Annotated in this window: 14 protein-coding genes and 1 pseudogene; 4 read left to right on the top strand and 11 right to left on the bottom strand. The window is 67.9% G+C overall.

Features of this window, described 5'->3' with window-relative positions:
* Window positions 1-101: 101 nt before the first annotated feature.
* Both GC150_03250 and GC150_03245 read right to left on the bottom strand, forming a co-directional pair.
* Complete coding sequence (locus GC150_03250; protein MBI1383911.1) at window positions 102-1,004, bottom strand: SUMF1/EgtB/PvdO family nonheme iron enzyme; 903 nt, start codon at window positions 1,002-1,004, stop codon at window positions 102-104.
* 27 nt (window positions 1,005-1,031) lie between these two features.
* Window positions 1,032-2,012: pseudogene (locus GC150_03245) on the bottom strand (hypothetical protein).
* Between the two features lie 522 nt (window positions 2,013-2,534).
* Between GC150_03245 and GC150_03240 the strand changes: the two are divergent.
* The gene (locus GC150_03240; protein MBI1383910.1) at window positions 2,535-2,945 is read left to right on the top strand and encodes a hypothetical protein; all 411 of its coding nucleotides are present in this window, start codon (window positions 2,535-2,537) and stop codon (window positions 2,943-2,945) included.
* Between the two features lie 105 nt (window positions 2,946-3,050).
* Here GC150_03240 and GC150_03235 read toward each other — a convergent pair whose 3' ends face one another.
* From GC150_03235 to GC150_03210, 6 genes are all read right to left on the bottom strand, one after another.
* Entirely contained in the window at window positions 3,051-3,260 is a 210-nt protein-coding gene (locus GC150_03235; protein ID MBI1383909.1) for a cold-shock protein, read from the bottom strand.
* A gap of 282 nt (window positions 3,261-3,542) precedes the next feature.
* On the bottom strand, window positions 3,543-5,129 hold the full coding sequence (locus GC150_03230) for a DEAD/DEAH box helicase (GenBank protein MBI1383908.1): 1,587 nt from the start codon (window positions 5,127-5,129) through the stop codon (window positions 3,543-3,545).
* Between the two features lie 350 nt (window positions 5,130-5,479).
* Window positions 5,480-6,334 carry a TIM barrel protein gene (locus tag GC150_03225; GenBank protein MBI1383907.1) on the bottom strand — a complete coding sequence of 285 codons (855 nt, stop codon included), beginning with the start codon at window positions 6,332-6,334 and terminating at the stop codon, window positions 5,480-5,482.
* Between the two features lie 112 nt (window positions 6,335-6,446).
* Window positions 6,447-7,463: a pyridoxal-phosphate dependent enzyme gene (locus tag GC150_03220; GenBank protein MBI1383906.1), complete on the bottom strand. Its 1,017-nt coding sequence runs from the start codon at window positions 7,461-7,463 to the stop codon at window positions 6,447-6,449.
* A 184-nt stretch (window positions 7,464-7,647) separates the two neighbouring features.
* Window positions 7,648-8,757, bottom strand: coding sequence for a polyamine ABC transporter substrate-binding protein (locus tag GC150_03215; GenBank protein MBI1383905.1), 1,110 nt, complete (start codon window positions 8,755-8,757; stop codon window positions 7,648-7,650).
* A 230-nt stretch (window positions 8,758-8,987) separates the two neighbouring features.
* Complete coding sequence (locus tag GC150_03210; GenBank protein ID MBI1383904.1) at window positions 8,988-9,779, bottom strand: methyltransferase domain-containing protein; 792 nt, start codon at window positions 9,777-9,779, stop codon at window positions 8,988-8,990.
* A gap of 188 nt (window positions 9,780-9,967) precedes the next feature.
* Between GC150_03210 and GC150_03205 the strand changes: the two genes are divergently transcribed.
* Genes GC150_03205 through GC150_03195 form a run of 3 tightly spaced genes read left to right on the top strand, consistent with a single transcriptional unit; the run spans window position 9,968 to window position 14,443 of the window.
* Window positions 9,968-11,593 (top strand): FAD-dependent oxidoreductase, encoded by a 1,626-nt coding sequence (locus GC150_03205; protein ID MBI1383903.1) that lies wholly within the window; start codon window positions 9,968-9,970, stop codon window positions 11,591-11,593.
* Window positions 11,580-13,181, top strand: a complete 1,602-nt coding sequence (locus GC150_03200; protein MBI1383902.1) for an NAD(P)-binding protein — start codon at window positions 11,580-11,582, stop codon at window positions 13,179-13,181. Before GC150_03205 ends, GC150_03200 begins: the two co-directional genes overlap by 14 nt.
* Window positions 13,178-14,443 carry an aminomethyl transferase family protein gene (locus GC150_03195; GenBank protein ID MBI1383901.1) on the top strand — a complete coding sequence of 422 codons (1,266 nt, stop codon included), beginning with the start codon at window positions 13,178-13,180 and terminating at the stop codon, window positions 14,441-14,443. Before GC150_03200 ends, GC150_03195 begins: the two co-directional genes overlap by 4 nt.
* Window positions 14,444-14,567: 124 nt before the next feature.
* Here the strand turns inward: GC150_03195 and GC150_03190 are convergent, their stop codons facing one another.
* The 3 genes from GC150_03190 to GC150_03180 are packed head-to-tail and all read right to left on the bottom strand — an operon-like array spanning window position 14,568 to window position 18,618.
* A complete protein-coding gene (locus tag GC150_03190) occupies window positions 14,568-15,203 on the bottom strand; it encodes a sarcosine oxidase subunit gamma (GenBank protein ID MBI1383900.1) in 636 nt (211 codons plus the stop codon).
* Window positions 15,200-18,229: a sarcosine oxidase subunit alpha family protein gene (locus GC150_03185; protein ID MBI1383899.1), complete on the bottom strand. Its 3,030-nt coding sequence runs from the start codon at window positions 18,227-18,229 to the stop codon at window positions 15,200-15,202. Before GC150_03185 ends, GC150_03190 begins: the two co-directional genes overlap by 4 nt.
* On the bottom strand, window positions 18,226-18,618 hold the full coding sequence (locus GC150_03180) for a sarcosine oxidase subunit delta family protein (GenBank protein MBI1383898.1): 393 nt from the start codon (window positions 18,616-18,618) through the stop codon (window positions 18,226-18,228). Before GC150_03180 ends, GC150_03185 begins: the two co-directional genes overlap by 4 nt.
* Between the last annotated feature and the right edge of the window lie 10 nt (window positions 18,619-18,628).

Genomic DNA, 18,628 nt, shown 5'->3' with positions numbered 1-18,628 from the left:
CCGGACAGCGCTGCGCGCTTCCGGGATGACATTCGGGGGAGGCCGAGCACCTACACCACCACCTGGGGCACGATCCAAGAATGGGGTAAAGGGGAAAAGAATCATGGGGTAAGCGTTCTGGCAACTCGGAAGCCGAGAAAGTCGTCCCGGAGGTCAGGATGGACCCTGCTGCGGCTGGCGGACCGGAGGTTCCACGGATTGCCGCTCCAGGAGCCGCCGCGAACCACGAAAAGAGACTTCTCACCGCCGAGCCATGGAGACCCATCCTCGGGCGCACCCTGGTAGGTCTCATGCCAGGGATCGGCGCACCACTCCCAGACGTTGCCGTGCACCTGATGGAGACCCCAGGGATTCGGCTCGAACTTGTCCACCGGCACCGTCCGCTGCCGATACTCACCCTTCGCGCCGCCGCCATAGGTGTAATTTCCGTCGTAGTTCGCCTGCTTGGTCGAGATCGACGCGCCCCACCAGAACGGCGTATCCGTCCCCGCCCGGCAGGCGTATTCCCACTCGGCTTCCGATGGCAGGCGATACTTGCGCCCCGTCCGCTCCGACAGCCATCGGCAGTAGGCTTGCGCGTCCTCATGTGAGACGTTGATGACGGGCCGGTTGCCGCGTCCCCAGCCTCGGTCGCTCGCATTGGGCAACTCGGCCCCCGCCGCTCGGGCCGCGTCCCATTCGTCGAATGTCACCGCGAACCGCCCGATCGCGAACGGTTCGGCAATGACGCGCGACTTGTATGGGGCTTCGCTATCGAGGTGCCCTGCCTCCTCGTCCGGCGACCCCATCCAGAACTCGCCCGCCGGAATCACGACCAACTGAGGCGAGAGCCCCGGCAGATCAGCGAAGATCGCCCCGATGGGCACGTGCGCGTCGGACGGGGGAAGCGCGAGCTGATGCCGTGCCTTTCGGTAGAGCTCCCAGTCCGCAGCCTGGCTCAGGTCGGCGACACGGGAGACGCGGCCGGGGGCGTGACGATTTTCCCGCCGCCACGGGCCGGTCATGTGCTCGACGATGCCGAGTTCGGCTTGGTCGAAGCGGGCGCCGACAATCTGAGCCCCCAGGATATTGCAGCCATGGAGGCAAGCGCCGGTGAAGTCGAAGCCGAAGAGGTTCTGTCCCGAAAAATCCACACCCGACAGATCGAGGAAGCGGAAGTCCGTTTCGGGAGCCAACTCGACCCGATGTGCCAGACGCCGAAACAGCGTCGATCTTTGACCTTCCGAGTCATCGAAGGTCGCGGCGGCGCGCGCGAGCCAGTCGATACGCCGCAATTCCGTCATTCCTCCCCCCCTTCCGGCCGCAGCACGCGACCATCGCCGGCGACGGTGACGAAGCCGTCGGCGGGGGCGCCCAGTTCCTCCTTGACGATGAGCGCCTTGATGATCGCCCGCTTCATCGGGCTCAGTGGCTTGCCGTCGGCGCGCAGGAAGGAAAAGGGATCGCTCTCTCCCTCCTCGTCGTCGTCGGGATCGGGGTCGCCGAAGTCGAGGTCCTTGACGTAGACCTGGAAGACCGCCTTGACCTCGTCGCCCGGCGCCGGATCGCCAAGTTTGCCGAGGTCCTGCCCGTCTCCCGGTCGTACCACTCCGATCGGGCCCTCGTTGCTCTTGACCTCCCAGGCGGCAAAGCCGGCCCGGGCATTGGCGATGGAAATCGTCACGGTGCTTCCGTCCTTGCGCTCGATGGTCACGGGGCCGTCGCCCGCCAGACGGTCCTTGGTGCCGGAAAATCTCGTCGTGTCCGCTTCGAGGAGGAGGCGTCCGCGCTTGACCGCGATCTCGATCGAGCCGACCGGCGCCGGCTGGCAGACGAGGTCGAAGGTGACGGGGATGGCCTCGCCCGGCCCGGCCTGGGTGAGGTAGAGATCGAGCCCGGCGAGCAATGCGATGTCGGCGGGGATGTCGAGAGCGATGCGCTCGGCGCGGAGCTGGGGCCCGGGCTGCCCGTGGAGCGCGCGGTATTCCTTCTCGAACTCGGCGCAGCAACCCGCCTCGAACTCGCCCCAGCATTCGCTGCCGAACGGGAAACCGTAGAGTGCGCCGAGCTTGGTGCGCAGGTTGTCGCTAACTTTGTCGCTGATCGGATAGAGCGACGAATGCGAGGCGAGCCCGAGCGCCTTGGCGAGGCGCGGCATGGAATTGATCGGCCGCTCTACATTCTTTGCGGCATTGCGGTCCGCCACGGCCTGCGGCAAGCGGTCGTCCATGAGGAACCGCAACTTGTCTTTCCAATCGGGAATAGGATCGGTCATGCCGTCGGTCCTCAGGGCCTCGCGCACATCTGAACAGCCATCCTGCCAGAGCCGACGGCAGGGTCAACGACGGCGCCGCGACAGGCGAGCCGACAATTTGTCGGCAGTGCTCGAGGCTGGTGGCGAAGCGGCGCGACAGGTAGCGACAGGCGATGCTGGCGAACCTGACAGGACGTCGGCGCGAGTCGGTGTGCTGTGGTGGCTACAAGGCATTCCGGGCTCTAGTTGAAAGGCTCCTAACCACCGGCGCCCGCTACGGGTTGCCCTAGATGGAGCATAGATGCCCATGAAGGCGTTCTTGAAAAACTCGGCTTCCGCCCTCGCCATCGCGGCGGCGGTCGCCTTCACCGACCCGGGTGCCGCTCAGGCAGCTGGCGTCGAGGCCGGGGCAGGCGCAGGCGTCGTGCGCGTTGCCGTCAAGTGCGCTCGCGATACCGTTTGCCGCAAGCAGGTCGGCGAAGAGGTCGCCGAGGTGGCGGCTCGCGCTCGTGCCTCCGCCGCCGAGCGCCTGCGCAAGCTGGCTCAGAAGGCCCTCGAAGCCGGCATCGAGGGTCTGGAAGTTGCCCTCGCCTTGCTCGGCGAGCGCAACACCTACGACGACTACCGCGCGGAGATGGAGCGCATCGAGCAGCTTCACAACCTCGAACTGACCATGCCCGTAGAAGTCGCAAGCCGCCCGCCGGGCGTTTGAGAGGCGGGCCAACCGCCCCCCCACCACCACGCGCGCCAAAAAAAGGGGGAGGCCCTTGGGCCTCCCCCTCGCGTTGAAATTCCGACACCGCTTGCGCGGCGGGCGTCAGGCCAGCTGGATGTTGGCGACGGCGGGCTTGCCGGAGCGGCGGTCCATCTCGGTGTCGAAGGCAACCTTCTGACCCTCGGCGAGGCCGCGCAGGCCCGCACGCTCGAGTGCCGTGGCGTGGACGAACACGTCCTTGCCGCCGGCGTCCGGCGTGATGAAGCCATAGCCCTTTTGCTCGTTGTAGAATTTCACGGTTCCGTTCTGCATTTTCGGCTGTCCCAATCGGTAGACATACGGGGGGGCGCGGGCTCGCCATGTCGGACGTGCCTCTGCCGTTCAACGTCGATTTTGGAGTGGAGTCTGAACGTGCGCCGCTAACCCTTGCTCGTTGCCGAGCGCGTGCCGGTTACAACACCGGCGCGGCGCAGGGGCCCGATCGTCCGGCCAAAGTCGATGGCGAGATAGATACGCCTTTCTCCCTCGAACCGCAAGCCCAACCATGGCCCCCGGAGGCGAAAAGCCGGGCACGGGGCCCGGCCTTGTGGATCGTCAGAGCGTGCCGCGCACCGGGGCGGGGCTGAGGAAGGCGAGCCGCGAAAGCTGGCCGGCCGCGTCGGCGAGCGGTGCCGAGGCGCGCTCGGCCGGGCGGGAATGGCCCTCGCCGCCGCGCTCGGAACGACCTTCGGCTGGCCGGTTGCCGGAGCGCCGACGGCGCGGGCGGCCACCCTCCGGAGCCGATGACGGCCGCGCGGTATCGCCCCGGTCGGCGCCGGACTTGGCTTGCGGGTGCTGGCCTTCGAGCGGCGAACGGGCACCGGCCTTGGCCTTTCCATCGCGGCGCCGTGCCTCACCGTCCGGCCGGCGGGCCGGCTGGCGGTCGTCCCGGCGATCGGACGCGGGGCGCGCCGAACGGGCTGGGCCGTCGCGCCGCGAACCACCGGATTTGCGCGGGCGTTCGCGACCACTCTCGCGATCGTCATCGGCGGGCGCCGCGCCGGAAGCGCCAGCGGATGCCATGGCGTCCTCGCTCGGAATGCGCTGGCGGGTCAGACGCTCGATCGCCCTCAGGAGATCGCGCTCCTCGGGCTCGCAAAGCGAGATCGCCTCGCCCGAGGCGCCGGCGCGCGCGGTGCGGCCGATGCGGTGGACGTAGGCCTCGGCGACCTCGGGCAGTTCGAAGTTGACGACGTGGGTGACGCCGTCGACGTCGATGCCGCGCGCCGCGATGTCGGTCGCCACCAACACCCGGATGCGTCCGGAGCGGAAGGCCTCGAGAGCCGCCTCGCGCTGGCGCTGGCTCTTGTTGCCGTGGATGGCGGCAGCGCCGATGGCGGCCGCCTCGAGGTGCCCGGCGACGCGGTCGGCGCCACGCTTGGTGCGCGTGAAGACGAGGGTGCGGGCCATGGCGCGGTCGGAAAGGAGCGAGACGAGGCGCAGGCGCTTTTCGGACCGCGGCAGATGGATGACCCGCTGGGCGACGCGCTCGGCGGTGGTTGCCGCGGGCGCCACCTCGACGCGGAGGGGGTCCTTCAGGAAGGCGCGCGCGAGATCGGCGATCTCGGCCGGCATCGTGGCCGAAAAAAGCAACGTCTGGCGCGCGGAGGGGAGGGAGGCGACAATCTGACGGATCGGCTTGACGAAGCCGAGATCGAGCATCTGGTCGGCCTCGTCGAGGACGAGAATTTCGGTCGCCTTCAGGTTCGCGTGACCGGAGGCCATGTGATCGAGGAGGCGGCCGGGGGTCGCGACGATGATATCGGTCCCCGAGGAGAAGGCCCTGATCTGGGGCGCGAATCCGACGCCGCCGAAGACGGTCGCGACGGTGAACCGGTAGTGGCGACCGTAGGTCCGGAAGCCCTCGGCGATCTGGCTGGCGAGTTCGCGCGTCGGGGCCAGCACGAGGACACGGCAGCCCTTGCGGGGAGCCGGACGCGGGGAGGCGGCGAGGCGCTGGAGGATGGGGAGGGCAAATGCGGCGGTCTTGCCGGTGCCGGTCTGGGCGATGCCGAGGAGATCTTCTCCCGCGAGCAGGGAGGGGATGGCAGCAGCCTGGATGGGCGTCGGCGCGGTGTAGCCTTCGGCGTCGAGCGCCTTAAGGAGGGGCGCGGCGAGGCCGAGGTCGGAAAATGTCGTCACGTGTTCGCTTTCTGGTCGTGGCGGATGGCGCGGCCTGCCCGGCCTCCGCACGATCGCCGTATCGACGGCGGGAGCGAAACCGGCGCAGGGCACGCCCGGCATGCCGCAAAGGGTCATGCCGTGCCTTGCGCGGCACCCCGCGTGGCCTGGGCGCCGATGAATAGGATGAAACTGCAACGTGCTGAACAGGCGGGCGAAACCTGAGCGGGTCGGAGTGTAAGCCTGACCCTGTAGCGCCCTTTCACGCAGCTCGAACGTCGAGGTCGCCATCGCGGCGACGAACCCGTGTCTCATGTTGCGCCGCACAAGTCAAGGAAATTGCGGGGCGGAGCGCACGGCGGAACGACGCACTATTCGGCGAGGCCGGCCTCATGGAGGTGGCGTGCCGATGGCAGGATATCGGCCGCGTCGTTCATCTCGACGATGAGGCGGGGCAACTCGGCAAGCTCACCCAGCGCCGCGAAGACGCAGGGCCAGAGGATGGTGCCGCGACCGATCGCCCAGTGACGGTCGGCAAAGCCGTCGGCGTCCTGCAGGTGGACGTGGGCGAGGGCATCGCCGGCGGCGCGGACGAAAACATCGACGGGCGGGGCGCCGGTCGCACCGTGGGCGTAGTGGGCGTGACCGGTATCGAGGGAGACTTTCACCGCGGGGCTCGCGAACGATGCGGCCAGGGCGACACGCTCGGCGGGGTCCTTATCCTCCACATTCTCGATGACGAGCACGATGCCATGGTCCTCAGCCTTGCGAACGGCAGGTGCGAGGCAGAGGTGAACGCATTCGGCCGTCTCATCGCGGGTCTGTCGCTTGGTTCCGCGGTTGTACCAGCCCCACGTCGTGAACGGGCTGTGCAGCACCATATGGGCACCGCCGCGCCCGCGTGTCGCGGCGATGAGCGCTTCGAGGCCGACGTCGAGGCGGGCCTGAGCGATGGCACGCACGTCCGGATCGGGCGTATCGATCGCAAAGCCCCAGAAGGGGCCGTGGATGCCGATGCGGCCACGGTGGCCGTCGAATGCCGCGCGGGCGCGGGATGAAAACTCCCGCCAGCCGTCACCGCGCGCGGCCTCCACGGGGATCAGGTCCTGGATCTCGACGTCTCGGTCGCGCTCGAAGAGGAACTCGCGCAGGCCCGGGACGCGGTCCAGATCGTCGAGCATGACGGCGGCGCCGAGGATCGGTCGGCTGTTGCGGATGCCGGACATGTCGTCGTCACTCCCTGCGACTTCGAGCGGGAAAGTCCATCCCGGCGACGGCCGGCCGCTGCTGCGCTAGCGCGCCAATGCTAATATGCCTGCGACGGGGCCAGCGGCCGTCTCAAGCGTTCAGATGGGCATGAAAGGCTGCGAGCGAAATATTTCCGCCCGAAGCGATGACCAGAACGCGGCGCCCGGCGAAGCGCTCCTTCTGCTGGAGGAGCCCCGCGAGGGCGACCGCCCCGGAAGGCTCCAGCACCACCTTGAACTGGTCGAAGGCGAGGGCCATCGCCGCGCGAACTTCCTCGTCCGAGACGGCGAGCGGGTCACCGAGGCCGGCCGCCTTCACACAGGCAAAGGGCGCCACACCCGGTTGGCGGGCCTGGAGCGCATCGCAGATCGTCGACCGGCCGCCCTCGGCGGGCGTGATCTGGCCGGCGCGCCACGAGCGGCCGAGCCCGTCGTACTGCAGGGGCTCGACGGGCACGATCTCGCAGTCGGGCGAGAAGCGGCGAAAGGCGAGTGCGAGGCCTGCAAGCAGCCCGCCGCCGCCGACACAGCAGAGGACCACATCCGGCATCGCCTCGCCGTCCGCCGCCAGGACGCGGGCGACCTCGCCGGCAAGGCTGGCATGTCCGGCGATGATGAGGGGATCGTCGAAGGGGTGAAGCAGCGTCATGCCCTCGGCGCGGGCGAGTTCGCGGGCGCGCTCGCTCGCCACCTCCTCGCGCGGGCGCTCGCCATGCTCGGTGAGGACGACGCGGGCACCGAAGCCCTCGGTACGGCGGCGCTTGGTGTCGGGGGCATCGATCGGCATGACGATGGTCGAGGGAATGCCCAGCGAGGTTGCGGCGGCGGCCAGCCCCTGCGCGAAGTTGCCGGAGGAAAAGGCGACGACGCCGGCCTTGCGCTCGGCGTCGCTGAGATTGGAGCATCGCCAGAGGGCGCCCCGGTACTTGAACGAGCCGGTGTTCTGGAAGGTCTCGAACTTGACATGAACGCGGGCGGCGCCCGTCTCGGCGGCAAGGCGCGGGGCGGCAACGAGCGGTGTTTCGATCACCCGTCCGCGCAAGGCCGCGATCGCGGCATCGACTTCGGAGGGCGTCGGGACGAGAGGGGCGCGGTCGGGTTCGGTCATCTGGGCCTCGAAGGGCGGTGGCAACGGGGGCGGCGCAGAAGGACTGCACAATAATGATAGCTCAGTCGGGCACCCGTGCGAAACCAGGGAAGGCAATGGCGGCGCGCCCCGGGGAGCGCGCCGCCTGGTCTCGAGAGGGCCGGGGAGCAGCGGTAACCACGCTGCATGCCTCGGCGTGAAGTCCTCAGAAGCCCGCCTTGATCTTGGCGAACTCGGCGATCATGCGCTCGCGGATCTGCGGGTCCATGGCCGACTGGAAGAGCGTGGCCTCGAAGAAGCCCGCGATGTCGGCATAGCCCGCGTCGGTCAGTTCCTCCTCGGTGAACTGAGCCATGCCCGTCGTCGTCGAGGCGGCATAACCCCACTCGGAGACGAGATATTTGGCCGTCTGGTCCTCGAGGAACGCGTTGATGTAGTCGTAAGCCTGATCCTCGCTGCCTTCACCGGATGTCAGCATGGAGAAGCCGCAGATCCAGGTCGAGGCGCCCTCCTTGACCTGCTTGTTCATGACGGCGTCGTGGCCGGCCTCCTGAAGGTTGGTCGGGGTCTCGTTCCAGGCCCAGGCGAGATCGACCTCGCCGTTTGCCATCCCCTGGTTGAGCGAATTGGGATCGCCCCAGTAGAAACGCACGTTCGGGTGCGCCTTGCGCAGCCAATCGCTGGCGGCCTGGAACTGGGCATCCGTCACATTGGTCCAGTCTTTGATGCCGGTTGCGAGGAAGGCCAGCGCATAGGCATCGTCGACGTTGTCCGGGATCGAGACCTTGCCCGCCATCGCCGGGTCGATGAATGTCTGGAGGGTCGACGCCTGCTCCTCGGTCAGTTTGCCCGTGATGTAGGTCATACCGGAGTTGCCCCAGTCGAAGGGGACGAACCAGGCCTTGCCGTCGCTCGTCATCACGTGCGGCAGGTTGCGGAAGCGCTCGTAGATGTCAGCCCACTTGGGCAGCCGGCTGACGTCGATCGGCTTGAGTAGGCCAGCGTCGCGCCACTTCGGAATGCTCTGGATGCAGGGGTGCATCAGGTCCGCCTTGAAGCCGGCACGCAGCTTGTTGAATGCCTCCTCCTCATCCGCGAAGAACGAATACTGCGGCGAGCCGTTGTATTTCTCGGCATAGGCCTTGTGGAACTCGACGTCGTCGTAGCCTGCCCACTCGAAGAGCGTCAGGTTGGGGCTCTCAGCGGACGCGGTCGGGGCGAACGCGAAGGCGAGCCCGACCACCGCCGCCGCACCGACCAACGACCGGATCGTGCGCACCACACGCCGGGTACCTTGCAAAGCAGTTGCAGCCATTTTCTCCTGTTCCTCCCGATTTGGCGCCCCCGAAGGAGCGACCTGCGACATCTCCGGAATAGAGCCTGGCGTTTGGACCTGCCAAGCCATGCCTCCCGCCACCGTCCGGAGCCGGTGGCTGAAACACTCTGTAGCCGTCCGGCCGGGCGAAACGAAGACGTCTCGGCATACGGCTCCGTCGACTTTCCCGGCAGCGGCACGGGCGAACCTTGCGGCGAGCGGCGCCTGCCTCACCCACCCAGCGGACGGCGGGCACGCAGGTGGTGCGGGCAATGCTCTCCGCTCTCGAGGACGGTCAGCATGCGCTTCCACGTGCCGATGTTGTGATCGACGAGCGCTCGGCCAGCGGCGGCGACGGCACGCTCGTAAAGTGCGCCGGACAGCTGCTCGAATTCACCGCGAGCGACCTCGCGATACCAGGGGTTGCGGTTGACCAGCTCGACCTCGGCGAAGCCCGCGGCCACCATCGCCTCCCGGTAGCGCGTTGGCGAGGCCATTCCGAAACTGAGACCTTCGGAACGGATGTAGTCGGCCATGGGCGGCGTCGGCTCGCCGTCGTGGGAGATCAGCCAATCGCTCGCGGCGAACCGTCCGCCCGGTTTCAGGACACGGTGAATCTCGGCCATGATCGCGTGCTTGTCGGGGATGTGGACGATGGCATCCTTGGAAAAGACGATGTCGAACGTGCGATCGGGAAACGGCAGCGGGCCGGGGGCCACCTGCGCGAAACGAACGCGGTCGGCGAGGCCAGAGGCGTCCACCCGCTCGCGCGCCTTGGCGAGCACCGGCCCCTCCACGTCGATGCCGGTGACCGAGCGCGCGCCATGGCGCTCCGCCAGATGCAGCGAGATGCCGCCAGAACCACAGCCGAGGTCCAGCACGTCGCATCCCGCCAGCGACATTCCCGCCAGAACCCGGTCCACTTCGGCCGGCCCGCCAGGCGACAGGTAGCCCGCGCCCCAGAGCGTCTCCAGGAAGGTGATCAGCTCGTCCGGGTACTCGGCGTCGCCCGTGGCAGTCATCCCGTGGCCCTCATAAGATCATCGTGTCATTCCAGCGCGTGCCAGCGCGGGCGTCAACCTGGATCATCGAATGGACATTCGATTGCTGGACATGCTTTTGCGGCGCGTGCAAGCATGACGGCGTCGGGAGCGTGGCGAGCGGGGCCCCATCCCGCCCGGAATGCCCGCAGCAGGGGAACGATCGGGAGATGAAAACCTATGACGCGGTGATCGTCGGGGCGGGACACAACGGGCTCGTCACCGCCTGCTATCTGGCGCGGGCCGGGCTCGATGTCGTCGTCGTCGAGAAGAACGACTACATCGGCGGGGCCGCCGTCAGCCGCGAGATTCAAGAGGGTTGGCTCTACTCCAACTGCTCCTACGTCTGCTCGCTACTGCGACCGGAGATCATGCGCGACCTCGATCTGCCCCGCCACGGCCTGCAGATCATCCCCTTCGATGGCGGCGCGACGTTCACGGAGGACGGCGACTTCCTCGGCAGCTACCGCGATCACGAGGCGCAGCGCCGCGAGTTCGCCCGCTTTTCGCCCCGCGATGCGGAGGCCTACGACCGCTATTCAGTCGACGTGCTGCGCCAGTGCCGCTTCATCCGCCCGCTGCTGCTGCGCACGCCGCCCGATCCCACATCCCTCAAACCGCGCGACGTGCAGGAGCTGCTCTGGCTCGGCAAGCGGCTGAACGACCTCACCGAGCGCGAGATGGGCGACATGGTCCGCTTCTGGACCATGAGCATCGCGGAATTCCTCGACGAATACTTCGAAACGCCGGTGATCAAGGCCAAGCTCGCCGTCTCGGGGATCATCGGCACGGCACTCGGGCCCTACTCGCCCGGCACCGCATACGTCCTCCTCCACCACTACATGGGCGAGGTCGACGGAAGCTCCGGGGCATGGGGCTATTCGCGCGGCGGGATGGGGGGCATCAGCAAGGCGCTCGCCGCAGCGCTCGCGAGCTATGGTGGGGAGATCCGGACCGGCGCCGGGGTCGCCGAGATCATGGTCCGCGGCGGGCGCTCGATCGGCGTCATGCTGGAGACCGGCGAGGAAGTGCACGGGCGCATCGTTGCCTCGAACGCGGACGTCAAGCGCACCTTCCTCAAGCTCATCGCGGAATACAATCTGCCGGACGAGTTCGTGCGCAAGGTGCGAAACTTCCGCATCCGCGGCTCTTCGGGCAAGGTCAACATCGCGCTCTCGGGCATGCCCCGGTTCCCGGCGCTGCCGGAAGGATCGCCGTGCGTGCGCGGCGACATGCACTTCACCGACACGATGGAGCGCATGGAACGTGGCTACGACGACTGGAAGGAAGGGCGCTGGTCGGCCGACCCCTTCCTCGACATGATGATCCCGACCACGGTCGATCCAACCATGGCGGCGCCGGGGCGCCATTTCATGAGCTGCTTCGTGCAGTACTGCCCGCCACGGCTCGCGACGGGCGAGTGGACGGACGCCGACCGCGACGCGTTCGGGGAAACGGTGATCTCGCAGATCGCGGACTACAGCCCCGGCTTTCGTGATCTCATCGTGCACAAGGAGGTGCGCACACCACGCGAACTCGAAGAAGAGGTCGGGCTCACCGAGGGCAACATCTTCCAGGGCGAGCTGACATTCGACCAACTCCTCTTCAACCGGCCCGTGCCGGGTTACGCTCAGTACCGCTCGCCGGTTCGCGGACTTTATCTCTGCGGCTCGTCGGCGCATCCGGGTGGCGGCGTCATGGGGGCGCCGGGACGCAATGCCGCCGTCGAGATCCTGAGGGACCTCAAGCGACCCGGTGACATCAAGGACATCAGCGAAGCCTATGCCGTCATCTAACAAAGGGAACAAAACGCCAGTGGCGCGCACCGCCGTCGTCATCGGCGGCGGCCACAACGGGCTCGTGGCCGCCGCCATGCTGGCCAAGGCGGGCCTCTCGGTGACGGTGCTGGAGGCGGATGGCGAGGTCGGCGGCGGCGCGCGTACGGTCGAGATCATGCCGGGCGTGCGTGTTCCGGGGCTCGCGCACGTGCTTCACCTCCTGCACCCGCAGGTGATTTCCGAACTCGACCTCGATCAGAGCGGGCTACAGTATGCGGCGCCCGATATCGACACCGTGGCACTCGATGCCCGGGGCCGGAACCTCGTCATAAGCCGCGACCGGGGCGAACTCGCCGGCAAGGACCTGGCGGCCGGTGAGCAGGCGGCCTGGGCGCGACTCAACGAGCGCCTCTCGCGCTTTGCCGGTGCGTTGGCGCCGATGCTTGCGGAGCCGCCGCCGCGCCTTGCTTCCTCGAACCTCGCCGAGAACCTCAAGCTTGCGCGTCTCGGGCTCAGGATCCGCCGGCTCGGGCGCGCGGACATGCGCGAGTTCCTGCGCATCGCGCTGATGAACGTCGCGGACCTCCTCGACGAGGAATTGACCGACGAGCGGCTACGCGGCGCGGTTGCCTTCGACGCCGTGCTCGGCAGCCATCTCGGGCCGCGCTCACCCGGCTCGGTGCTCGGTCTGCTGTATCGGATGGCGGGCGAGGTGCTCGGCGAGCGTGGCGCACGGGCGATCCCGCAGGGCGGCATGGGCGGCGTCGTCAAGGCGATCGCGGAGGCCGGTGAGCGGGCTGGCGTGCGCACCGTCGTATCCGCTCCGGTCGAGCGCATCATCGTGCGCGGCGACCGGGCGGTCGGCGTCGAACTGGCGACAGGGGACGAAATCGCCGCGGACCTCGTCGTCTCGGCCATCGACCCGCGCACCACCTTCCTCGATCTGGTCGGGGTCGAGCACCTCGACATCGGCTTCACCCGGCGCGTTCGCAACATCCGCGCGCGGGGCAACGTCGCCAAGCTCCATCTGGTGCTCGACGGATTGCCGAGCTTCAACGGCCTCGACCGGCTCAACCACGATGGCAGGCTGGTCGTCGCACCGAGCGTCGAGGCGGTGGAGCGGGCCTTCAATCCGGCAAAATATGGGCAGTATTCGCCCGAGCCGCTCCTCGAGATGACCATCCCCTCCATCGTCGATCCGACGCTCGCGCCGCCCGGCAAGCACGTGCTGTCCGCGCTCGTACAATTTGCTCCCTATGATCTCGCGGGCGGATGGGACGGCGCACGCGAGAAATTCGCGGACCTGATCGTCGCGACGATCGCGCGGTATGCACCGCAGATCCAGAACCAGATCGCTCACCGCGAGCTGCTGACGCCGGTCGACATCGAGCGGCGTTACCGCATGCCGGGCGGCCACTGGCACCACGGGGAGCTGGCGCCCGACCAGATGCTGATGCTACGCCCGGTCCCCGGCGCGGCGCAGTACGACACACCCATCCCCGGACTTTATCTCTGCGGTGCCGGCTGTCATCCGGGCGGCGGCGTGACCGGTGTCGCCGGGCTCAACGCCGCGCGCCGAATCCTCGCCAAGGAGAAGCGGGCATGAACGCGAGGCCGTCGGACGCTGCAAAGGCCGCAAAGACCGGAGGGCGCGGGCCCGGGCCCCACACCCCGGCGCAACTCGAATTCCGCACGCCCCGGCGCCGGACTCCGTTCCACGCTCGCACGAGCGAACTCGCCGTGCTGAACGACTGGGCCACCTGGGCGGGCTATACCGTGGTGAACGTCTTTCGAGACCTCGAACTCGAGTATACCGCGATCCGCAACTCGGCCGGACTGTTCGATCTGTCGCCGATGGTGACCTACCGGATCGAGGGCGACGATGCCGAGGCGTTCCTCGACCGTCTGACGCTGCGCAACGTGGCGCGGCTGGCGCCCGGGCGCATGCACTATACCGCCTGGTGCGACGACGACGGAAAAGTCATGGACGACGGCACGCTGATGCGGCTCTCGCAGGCGAGCTTCCTGCTGCACTGCCAGGAGCGGCACCTGCCCTGGCTGCTGGCGGGCGCCGAGGGATTCGACGTCGTCGTGGACGATATTTCCGACGCGATCTGCGCGCTGTCGCTGCAGGGACCGACCTCCTATGCGGTCCTCGAGGCGGCCGGGGCCGGTAACGCGAGCGCGCTCAAGCCGTTCGAACATGGCCGCTTTTCGCTCACGGATGCCGGCGAGGTGACCATCTCGCGCAGCGGCTTCACCGGCGACCTCGGCTATGAAGTCTGGACCGAGCCGGCGCGCGCGCTCGCGCTATACGACACGCTGATGGCGGCGGGAGCGGCCCACGGCATCATGCCGTTCGGGAACGCCGCCCTCAACATCGCTCGGATCGAGGCCGGCTTCATCGTGGCGAACCAGGATTTCGTCACCGCCGAGCACGCCGTGCGTTCGGGCCGACCGCGATCGCCGTTCGAGATCGGGCTCGGCTGGATGGTCGACTTCGGGAAGGGACACTTCAACGGACGGCGCGCACTGCTGGAGGAAAAGGAAAGCGAGTCCTCGAAGTGGTGCCTCGTCGGTCTCGACATCGGCGGCAACAAGCCTGCCCACCAGTCGCTCGTCTATACCGAGCGAAAGGTCGAGGTCGGCCATGTCACCGCGGCGACCTGGTCGCCGGCGACCAAACGCAACATCGCCCTCGCCTCGTTGAGGCGGCCGCACGGCCTCAACCGACGCGAACCGCTCTTCGTCGAGATCTACGTGCAGTACGAACTGGAGTGGAAAAAGCTGATGGAACCGGCGCGCGTCGTCGACCGGCCATTCCATGCGCCGGCGCGGCGCTGGACGAGCCCGCCGGCACGCACCTGACCGGTTCCGAGCGTGGGACGAGCCCGCCAGTGTCGTGCCGGACCACCGCGTGGTGTTGCTACCGCCACGGACGCTTGGCAGATCGCCTTGCAGCGACCGGGAGACAAACGTCCGTATCGCAACACTAGTCGAAGTGAGGCAGGTGGAGCTTGACCGCGCCGCGCGGCTCCTCGGCCGGCAGGCCCCATTCGCGGCCAGCGTCCGCCAGGAGGCACCAGACATAGTCGGCAAGCGAGCGGCGCACCATGACATGGAGGACATTGCCCGCCCCACCGCCATCCACCGGGCAGTAAATCCAGCCGGAGACCTTGGCGATACGGGTGGCGACGGCCTCGCCGGGATGGAAAGCACGCGGGTGGAGATCGTAAGCGACCAGCTTGGCCAGCAGCGCGCGGGCCCGCGTGCCCGCGATCTCGATCGTCGTATAATAGTCCGTGACGTCGACCACCTGCGCATGGCGGCCGGCGAGCGCGCGAGAGAGCGCACCCTGGGCCTCCGTCACCCCGCCGGGATCGGTCGTCAGCACCCATTCGTCGGGAGAAAGCCAAATGGCTGTGACCCCGCCGGCGCGGGCGGTCTGACGCACGGCTTGCGGCAAGACGAGGCCGAGAGCCGTCGTGACAGCAGGCGCTGCGACCTCGGGTGACGCGCGGAGCTGCAGGAAGCCTCGAAACGGCAGTTCGCAAAGAGCGGCCTCGCCGCTGCGCGCGGCAAGGGGCTTGCGATGGGAGAGTGGGGACTGGCGACGACTATCGATCATTTCCTGGCCCCTTCGGCTGCAAGAAAATCCGTTCCGGAGATCGTCGCCGGCACGGGCAAGGCGCCACGACGCGAGATGTAGACGGTCTCGCCCATTCTTGCGCCGCCACCCTTGACCAGTGCGAGAGCGATCGAACGGCCCAGGTTCGGGGAAAAGTAACTCGACGTCACATAGCCGAGCATCGGCACGCGCGGCTCCGGCTCCGTCGCCGTGGCGATGATCTGGGAGCCCTCCTCGATGACGAATGCCGGATCGCTCGTCAGGAGGCCGACGAGCTGGGGCCGGTCACGGCGCGCGGTGTCCGAACGCGAGAGCGAGCGCCGGCCGATGAAATCGCCTTCCTTCTTGACGATCCAATCCATCCTGAGGTCGTGCGGCGTCACCGTGCCGTCGGTATCCTGGCCGACGATGATGAAACCCTTCTCCGCGCGCAGCAGGTGCATCGCCTCGGTGCCGTAGGGCGTCAGCCCGTAGATGCGTCCGGCATCCATCAGGCGTCGCCAGAGCCAGAGACCGTAGGAAGCCGGAATATTGATCTCGTAGGAGAGTTCGCCGGTGAAGGAAATACGGAAGACGCGGACGGGAATGCCGTCGATGCTTCCTGTCGCAACGCTCATGAACGGCATGTTCTCCGGAGAGACGTCCAGGTCGTCGACCAGATCGCCCACCAGTCGGTGGCATTCCGGCCCGCAGAGCGAGGCAACCGCCCACTGCTCGGTTACAGTCGTCATGTGGACCTCGAGGTCCGACCACTCGGTCTGGTGATATTCCTCCAGCCAATTGAGGACGCGGGCCGCGCCGCCCGTAGTCGTGGTCATGTGGAAGTGATCCTCGGCGAGGCGGGCGGTGACGCCATCGTCGAAGACCATGCCATCCTCGTTCAGCATCAGGCCGTAGCGGCAGGTGCCGACCTTCAGCTTCTTCCAGGAGTTGGTGTAGACGCGATCGAGGAACTCGGCTGCGCCGCGGCCGCGGATGTCGATCTTGCCGAGCGTCGAGGCATCGAGGATGCCGGTCTGGCGGCGGGCGGCGAGGCTCTCGCGCTGGACCGCGTCGTGGAACGTCTCACCGGCTCGGGGATAGGTGCGCGCGCGCAGCCAGTCGCCGACGACCTCGAAGGTTGCGCCGGCCTCGACGTGCCAGTCGTGCATCGGCGTGGTGCGGCGCGGATGGAAAAGCTGGCGGGCGTGCTGGCCGGCGACCGCGCCGAAGGAGACCGGTTTGAACGGCTGTCGATAGGTCGTGACCCCGACGTCGGGGATCGCCTTGCCCAACGCGCCGGCCAGGATGCCGAAGGCGTTGACGCCGACGACTTTGCCCTGGTCCGTGCCCATGCCGGTGGTCGTGTATCGCTTGGCGTGCTCGACGGAACGATATCCCTCGCGGACGGCAAGGTGGAGATCCTTGGCGGTCACGTCGTTCTGGGTGTCGACGAAGGCGCGGGTGGCGGCCGCGGAGCGTTCGCTCGGGAGATCCCAAGCCGGTTCGACGCCGTAGGGCACATGCGCGGCTGGCCGGGAGATGGCCGGCACCATGGCGGCCTCGCCTGCAAATCCGGTCGCCTTGGCGGCTTCAGCCCCGGCCTCGGCACCGGCCGAGAGCGCGGCGGCAAGATCGAATTCGCCATCAGCGCCGCCGACGGAGCGCTCCTTCTGCCAGGACACGGCGGGCCGGAAGGCGGCGATCGCCTCGTCATAGCGCAGTTTTCCACGCGACTGCGAGAACAATGCAACGTTCGGCGACCAGCCGCCGGAGATCGCCAGAAGGTCGCACTCGAGCCGGTCGGCCTCGCCCAACAATTTTCCATCCCCGTCCATGCGCCGCACCATGGCGCAGGAAATGCGGCGTCGCCCTTCCGTCGCAACGATCGTCGAGCCGGCGTGGACCGGAATGTCGAGGGTCGCGGCACGCTGGACCAGTTCGCCCTCGGGGGCGGCGCGGGTGTCGACGATGGCGCGCACTTCGACACCGTGGGAGACGAGGTCGAAGGCGGTCTGCCAGGCGTCCGAGTTGTTGGCAAAGACGACCGCGCGCGTGCCCGCCTTGACGCCATAGCGGTGCAGATAAGTGCGCACCGCCCCCGCCAGCATGACGCCGGGCCGGTCGTTCTGGTGGAAAACCAACGGGCGTTCGATGGCGCCGGTGGCGAGGACCACGCGGCCCGCGCGAATCCGCCACAATCGGTGGCGGGGCAATTTGGCATCACGCAGGGAGGGCGGCAGGTGATCCTGGACGTTCTCCGCCAGGCCGATGAAATTCTCCCCGTAGTAGCCGAACGCACACGTCCGCGTCAGGATTTTCACCTCCGGCAGCGCGCGCAACTCCGCCTCGACCTCGGCGACCCACTTGGCCGGGGCGAAGTCGCCGATGCGGCTGGCCTTGGGGTCGCTCGAGAGCAGGCGACCGCCGAGGCGGGCGCTCTCCTCGGCGAGGATGACACGGGCCCCTGCGCGACCGGCGCTGAGCGCGGCCATGAGGCCGGCCGGGCCACCTCCCACCACGAGGACGTCGCAGTGGCGGTTGGTGTGCTCGTAGCGGTCCGGGTCCGGCAACGTGGGGCTGAGCCCGAGACCGGCGGACCGGCGAATGAACGGCTCGAAGAACATCCAGCCGAACGGCGGACCCATGAAGGTCTTGTAGTAGAAGCCCGACGGAAGAAACCGGCCGAGCAGGTCGTTGACAGCGCCGACGTCGAAGCCGAGCGATGGCCAGGCGTTCTGCGAAAACGCCTCGAGGCCCTCGTGGATCTCGAGTTCGGTGGCGCGCGTGTTGGGCTCGGTGGCAGCCCGATCCGGACGGCCGACCTGGACGAGCGCGGCAGGATCCTCGGAGCCTGCCGCCAGGATGCCTCGCGGACGGTGATACTTGAACGAGCGCCCGACCATGTGCACGCCGTTGGCGATCAGGGCCGAGGCGAGGGTATCGCCGGAAAAGCCCCGGTAGGTGCGACCGTTGAAGCGGAAGCTGACCGGGTGCGAGCGATCGACCAGCCCACCGGTCGAGTTGCGCAGCGAAGTCTTCGTCATGACGAGCGTGCCTTTCCAGCCATGCTCTCGGCGCTCGAGAGAACTTTCGTGGCGTCGTTACCTGAGCCGACGAACGGCTCTCCGCTCGGGGTCCGCAAAGCCTCCCCCGCGAGGTCGACCACGGGGCGCGGCGCACCCTGGGCATAGACCGCGAGGATGCGGTCGGTCGCGGTGTTGCGTATCACGTTGAACCATTTGCGGCAGCCGGCGGCGTGCATCCAACGCTCGGCGAAAACGCCCTTCGTATTCGAACGCATGAAGACGTACTCGGCCCACTCGGCGTCGCTGAGGTCGGCGGAGTTCGTCGGACGGGCGATGTGTGCCTCGCCGCCGTAGGAGAATTCCTCCTGCTCGCGCGGGCCACAGTGTGGGCATTCGATGACCAGCATCTTGGGGAGC

The sequence above is a fragment of the Hyphomicrobiales bacterium genome (genome assembly GCA_016125495.1).
GTDB lineage: Bacteria > Pseudomonadota > Alphaproteobacteria > Rhizobiales > RI-29 > RI-29.
Note: the sequence above shows the minus strand (reverse complement) of the source record. Positions and strands in the feature narration are given on the sequence as shown.

Excerpts from the sequence above, each read along its gene's own strand:
- GC150_03195 (MBI1383901.1), top strand. The coding sequence starts at position 13,178 with ATGAACGCGAGGCCGTCGGACGCTGCAAAGGCCGCAAAGACCGGAGGG.
- GC150_03200 (MBI1383902.1), top strand. The coding sequence starts at position 11,580 with ATGCCGTCATCTAACAAAGGGAACAAAACGCCAGTGGCGCGCACCGCC.
- GC150_03180 (MBI1383898.1), bottom strand. The coding sequence starts at position 18,618 with ATGCTGGTCATCGAATGCCCACACTGTGGCCCGCGCGAGCAGGAGGAA.
- GC150_03240 (MBI1383910.1), top strand. The coding sequence starts at position 2,535 with ATGCCCATGAAGGCGTTCTTGAAAAACTCGGCTTCCGCCCTCGCCATC.
- GC150_03215 (MBI1383905.1), bottom strand. The coding sequence starts at position 8,757 with ATGGCTGCAACTGCTTTGCAAGGTACCCGGCGTGTGGTGCGCACGATC.
- GC150_03190 (MBI1383900.1), bottom strand. The coding sequence starts at position 15,203 with ATGATCGATAGTCGTCGCCAGTCCCCACTCTCCCATCGCAAGCCCCTT.
- GC150_03205 (MBI1383903.1), top strand. The coding sequence starts at position 9,968 with ATGAAAACCTATGACGCGGTGATCGTCGGGGCGGGACACAACGGGCTC.
- GC150_03235 (MBI1383909.1), bottom strand. The coding sequence starts at position 3,260 with ATGCAGAACGGAACCGTGAAATTCTACAACGAGCAAAAGGGCTATGGC.
- GC150_03210 (MBI1383904.1), bottom strand. The coding sequence starts at position 9,779 with ATGACTGCCACGGGCGACGCCGAGTACCCGGACGAGCTGATCACCTTC.
- GC150_03185 (MBI1383899.1), bottom strand. The coding sequence starts at position 18,229 with ATGACGAAGACTTCGCTGCGCAACTCGACCGGTGGGCTGGTCGATCGC.
- GC150_03225 (MBI1383907.1), bottom strand. The coding sequence starts at position 6,334 with ATGTCCGGCATCCGCAACAGCCGACCGATCCTCGGCGCCGCCGTCATG.
- GC150_03250 (MBI1383911.1), bottom strand. The coding sequence starts at position 1,004 with ATGACCGGCCCGTGGCGGCGGGAAAATCGTCACGCCCCCGGCCGCGTC.
- GC150_03220 (MBI1383906.1), bottom strand. The coding sequence starts at position 7,463 with ATGACCGAACCCGACCGCGCCCCTCTCGTCCCGACGCCCTCCGAAGTC.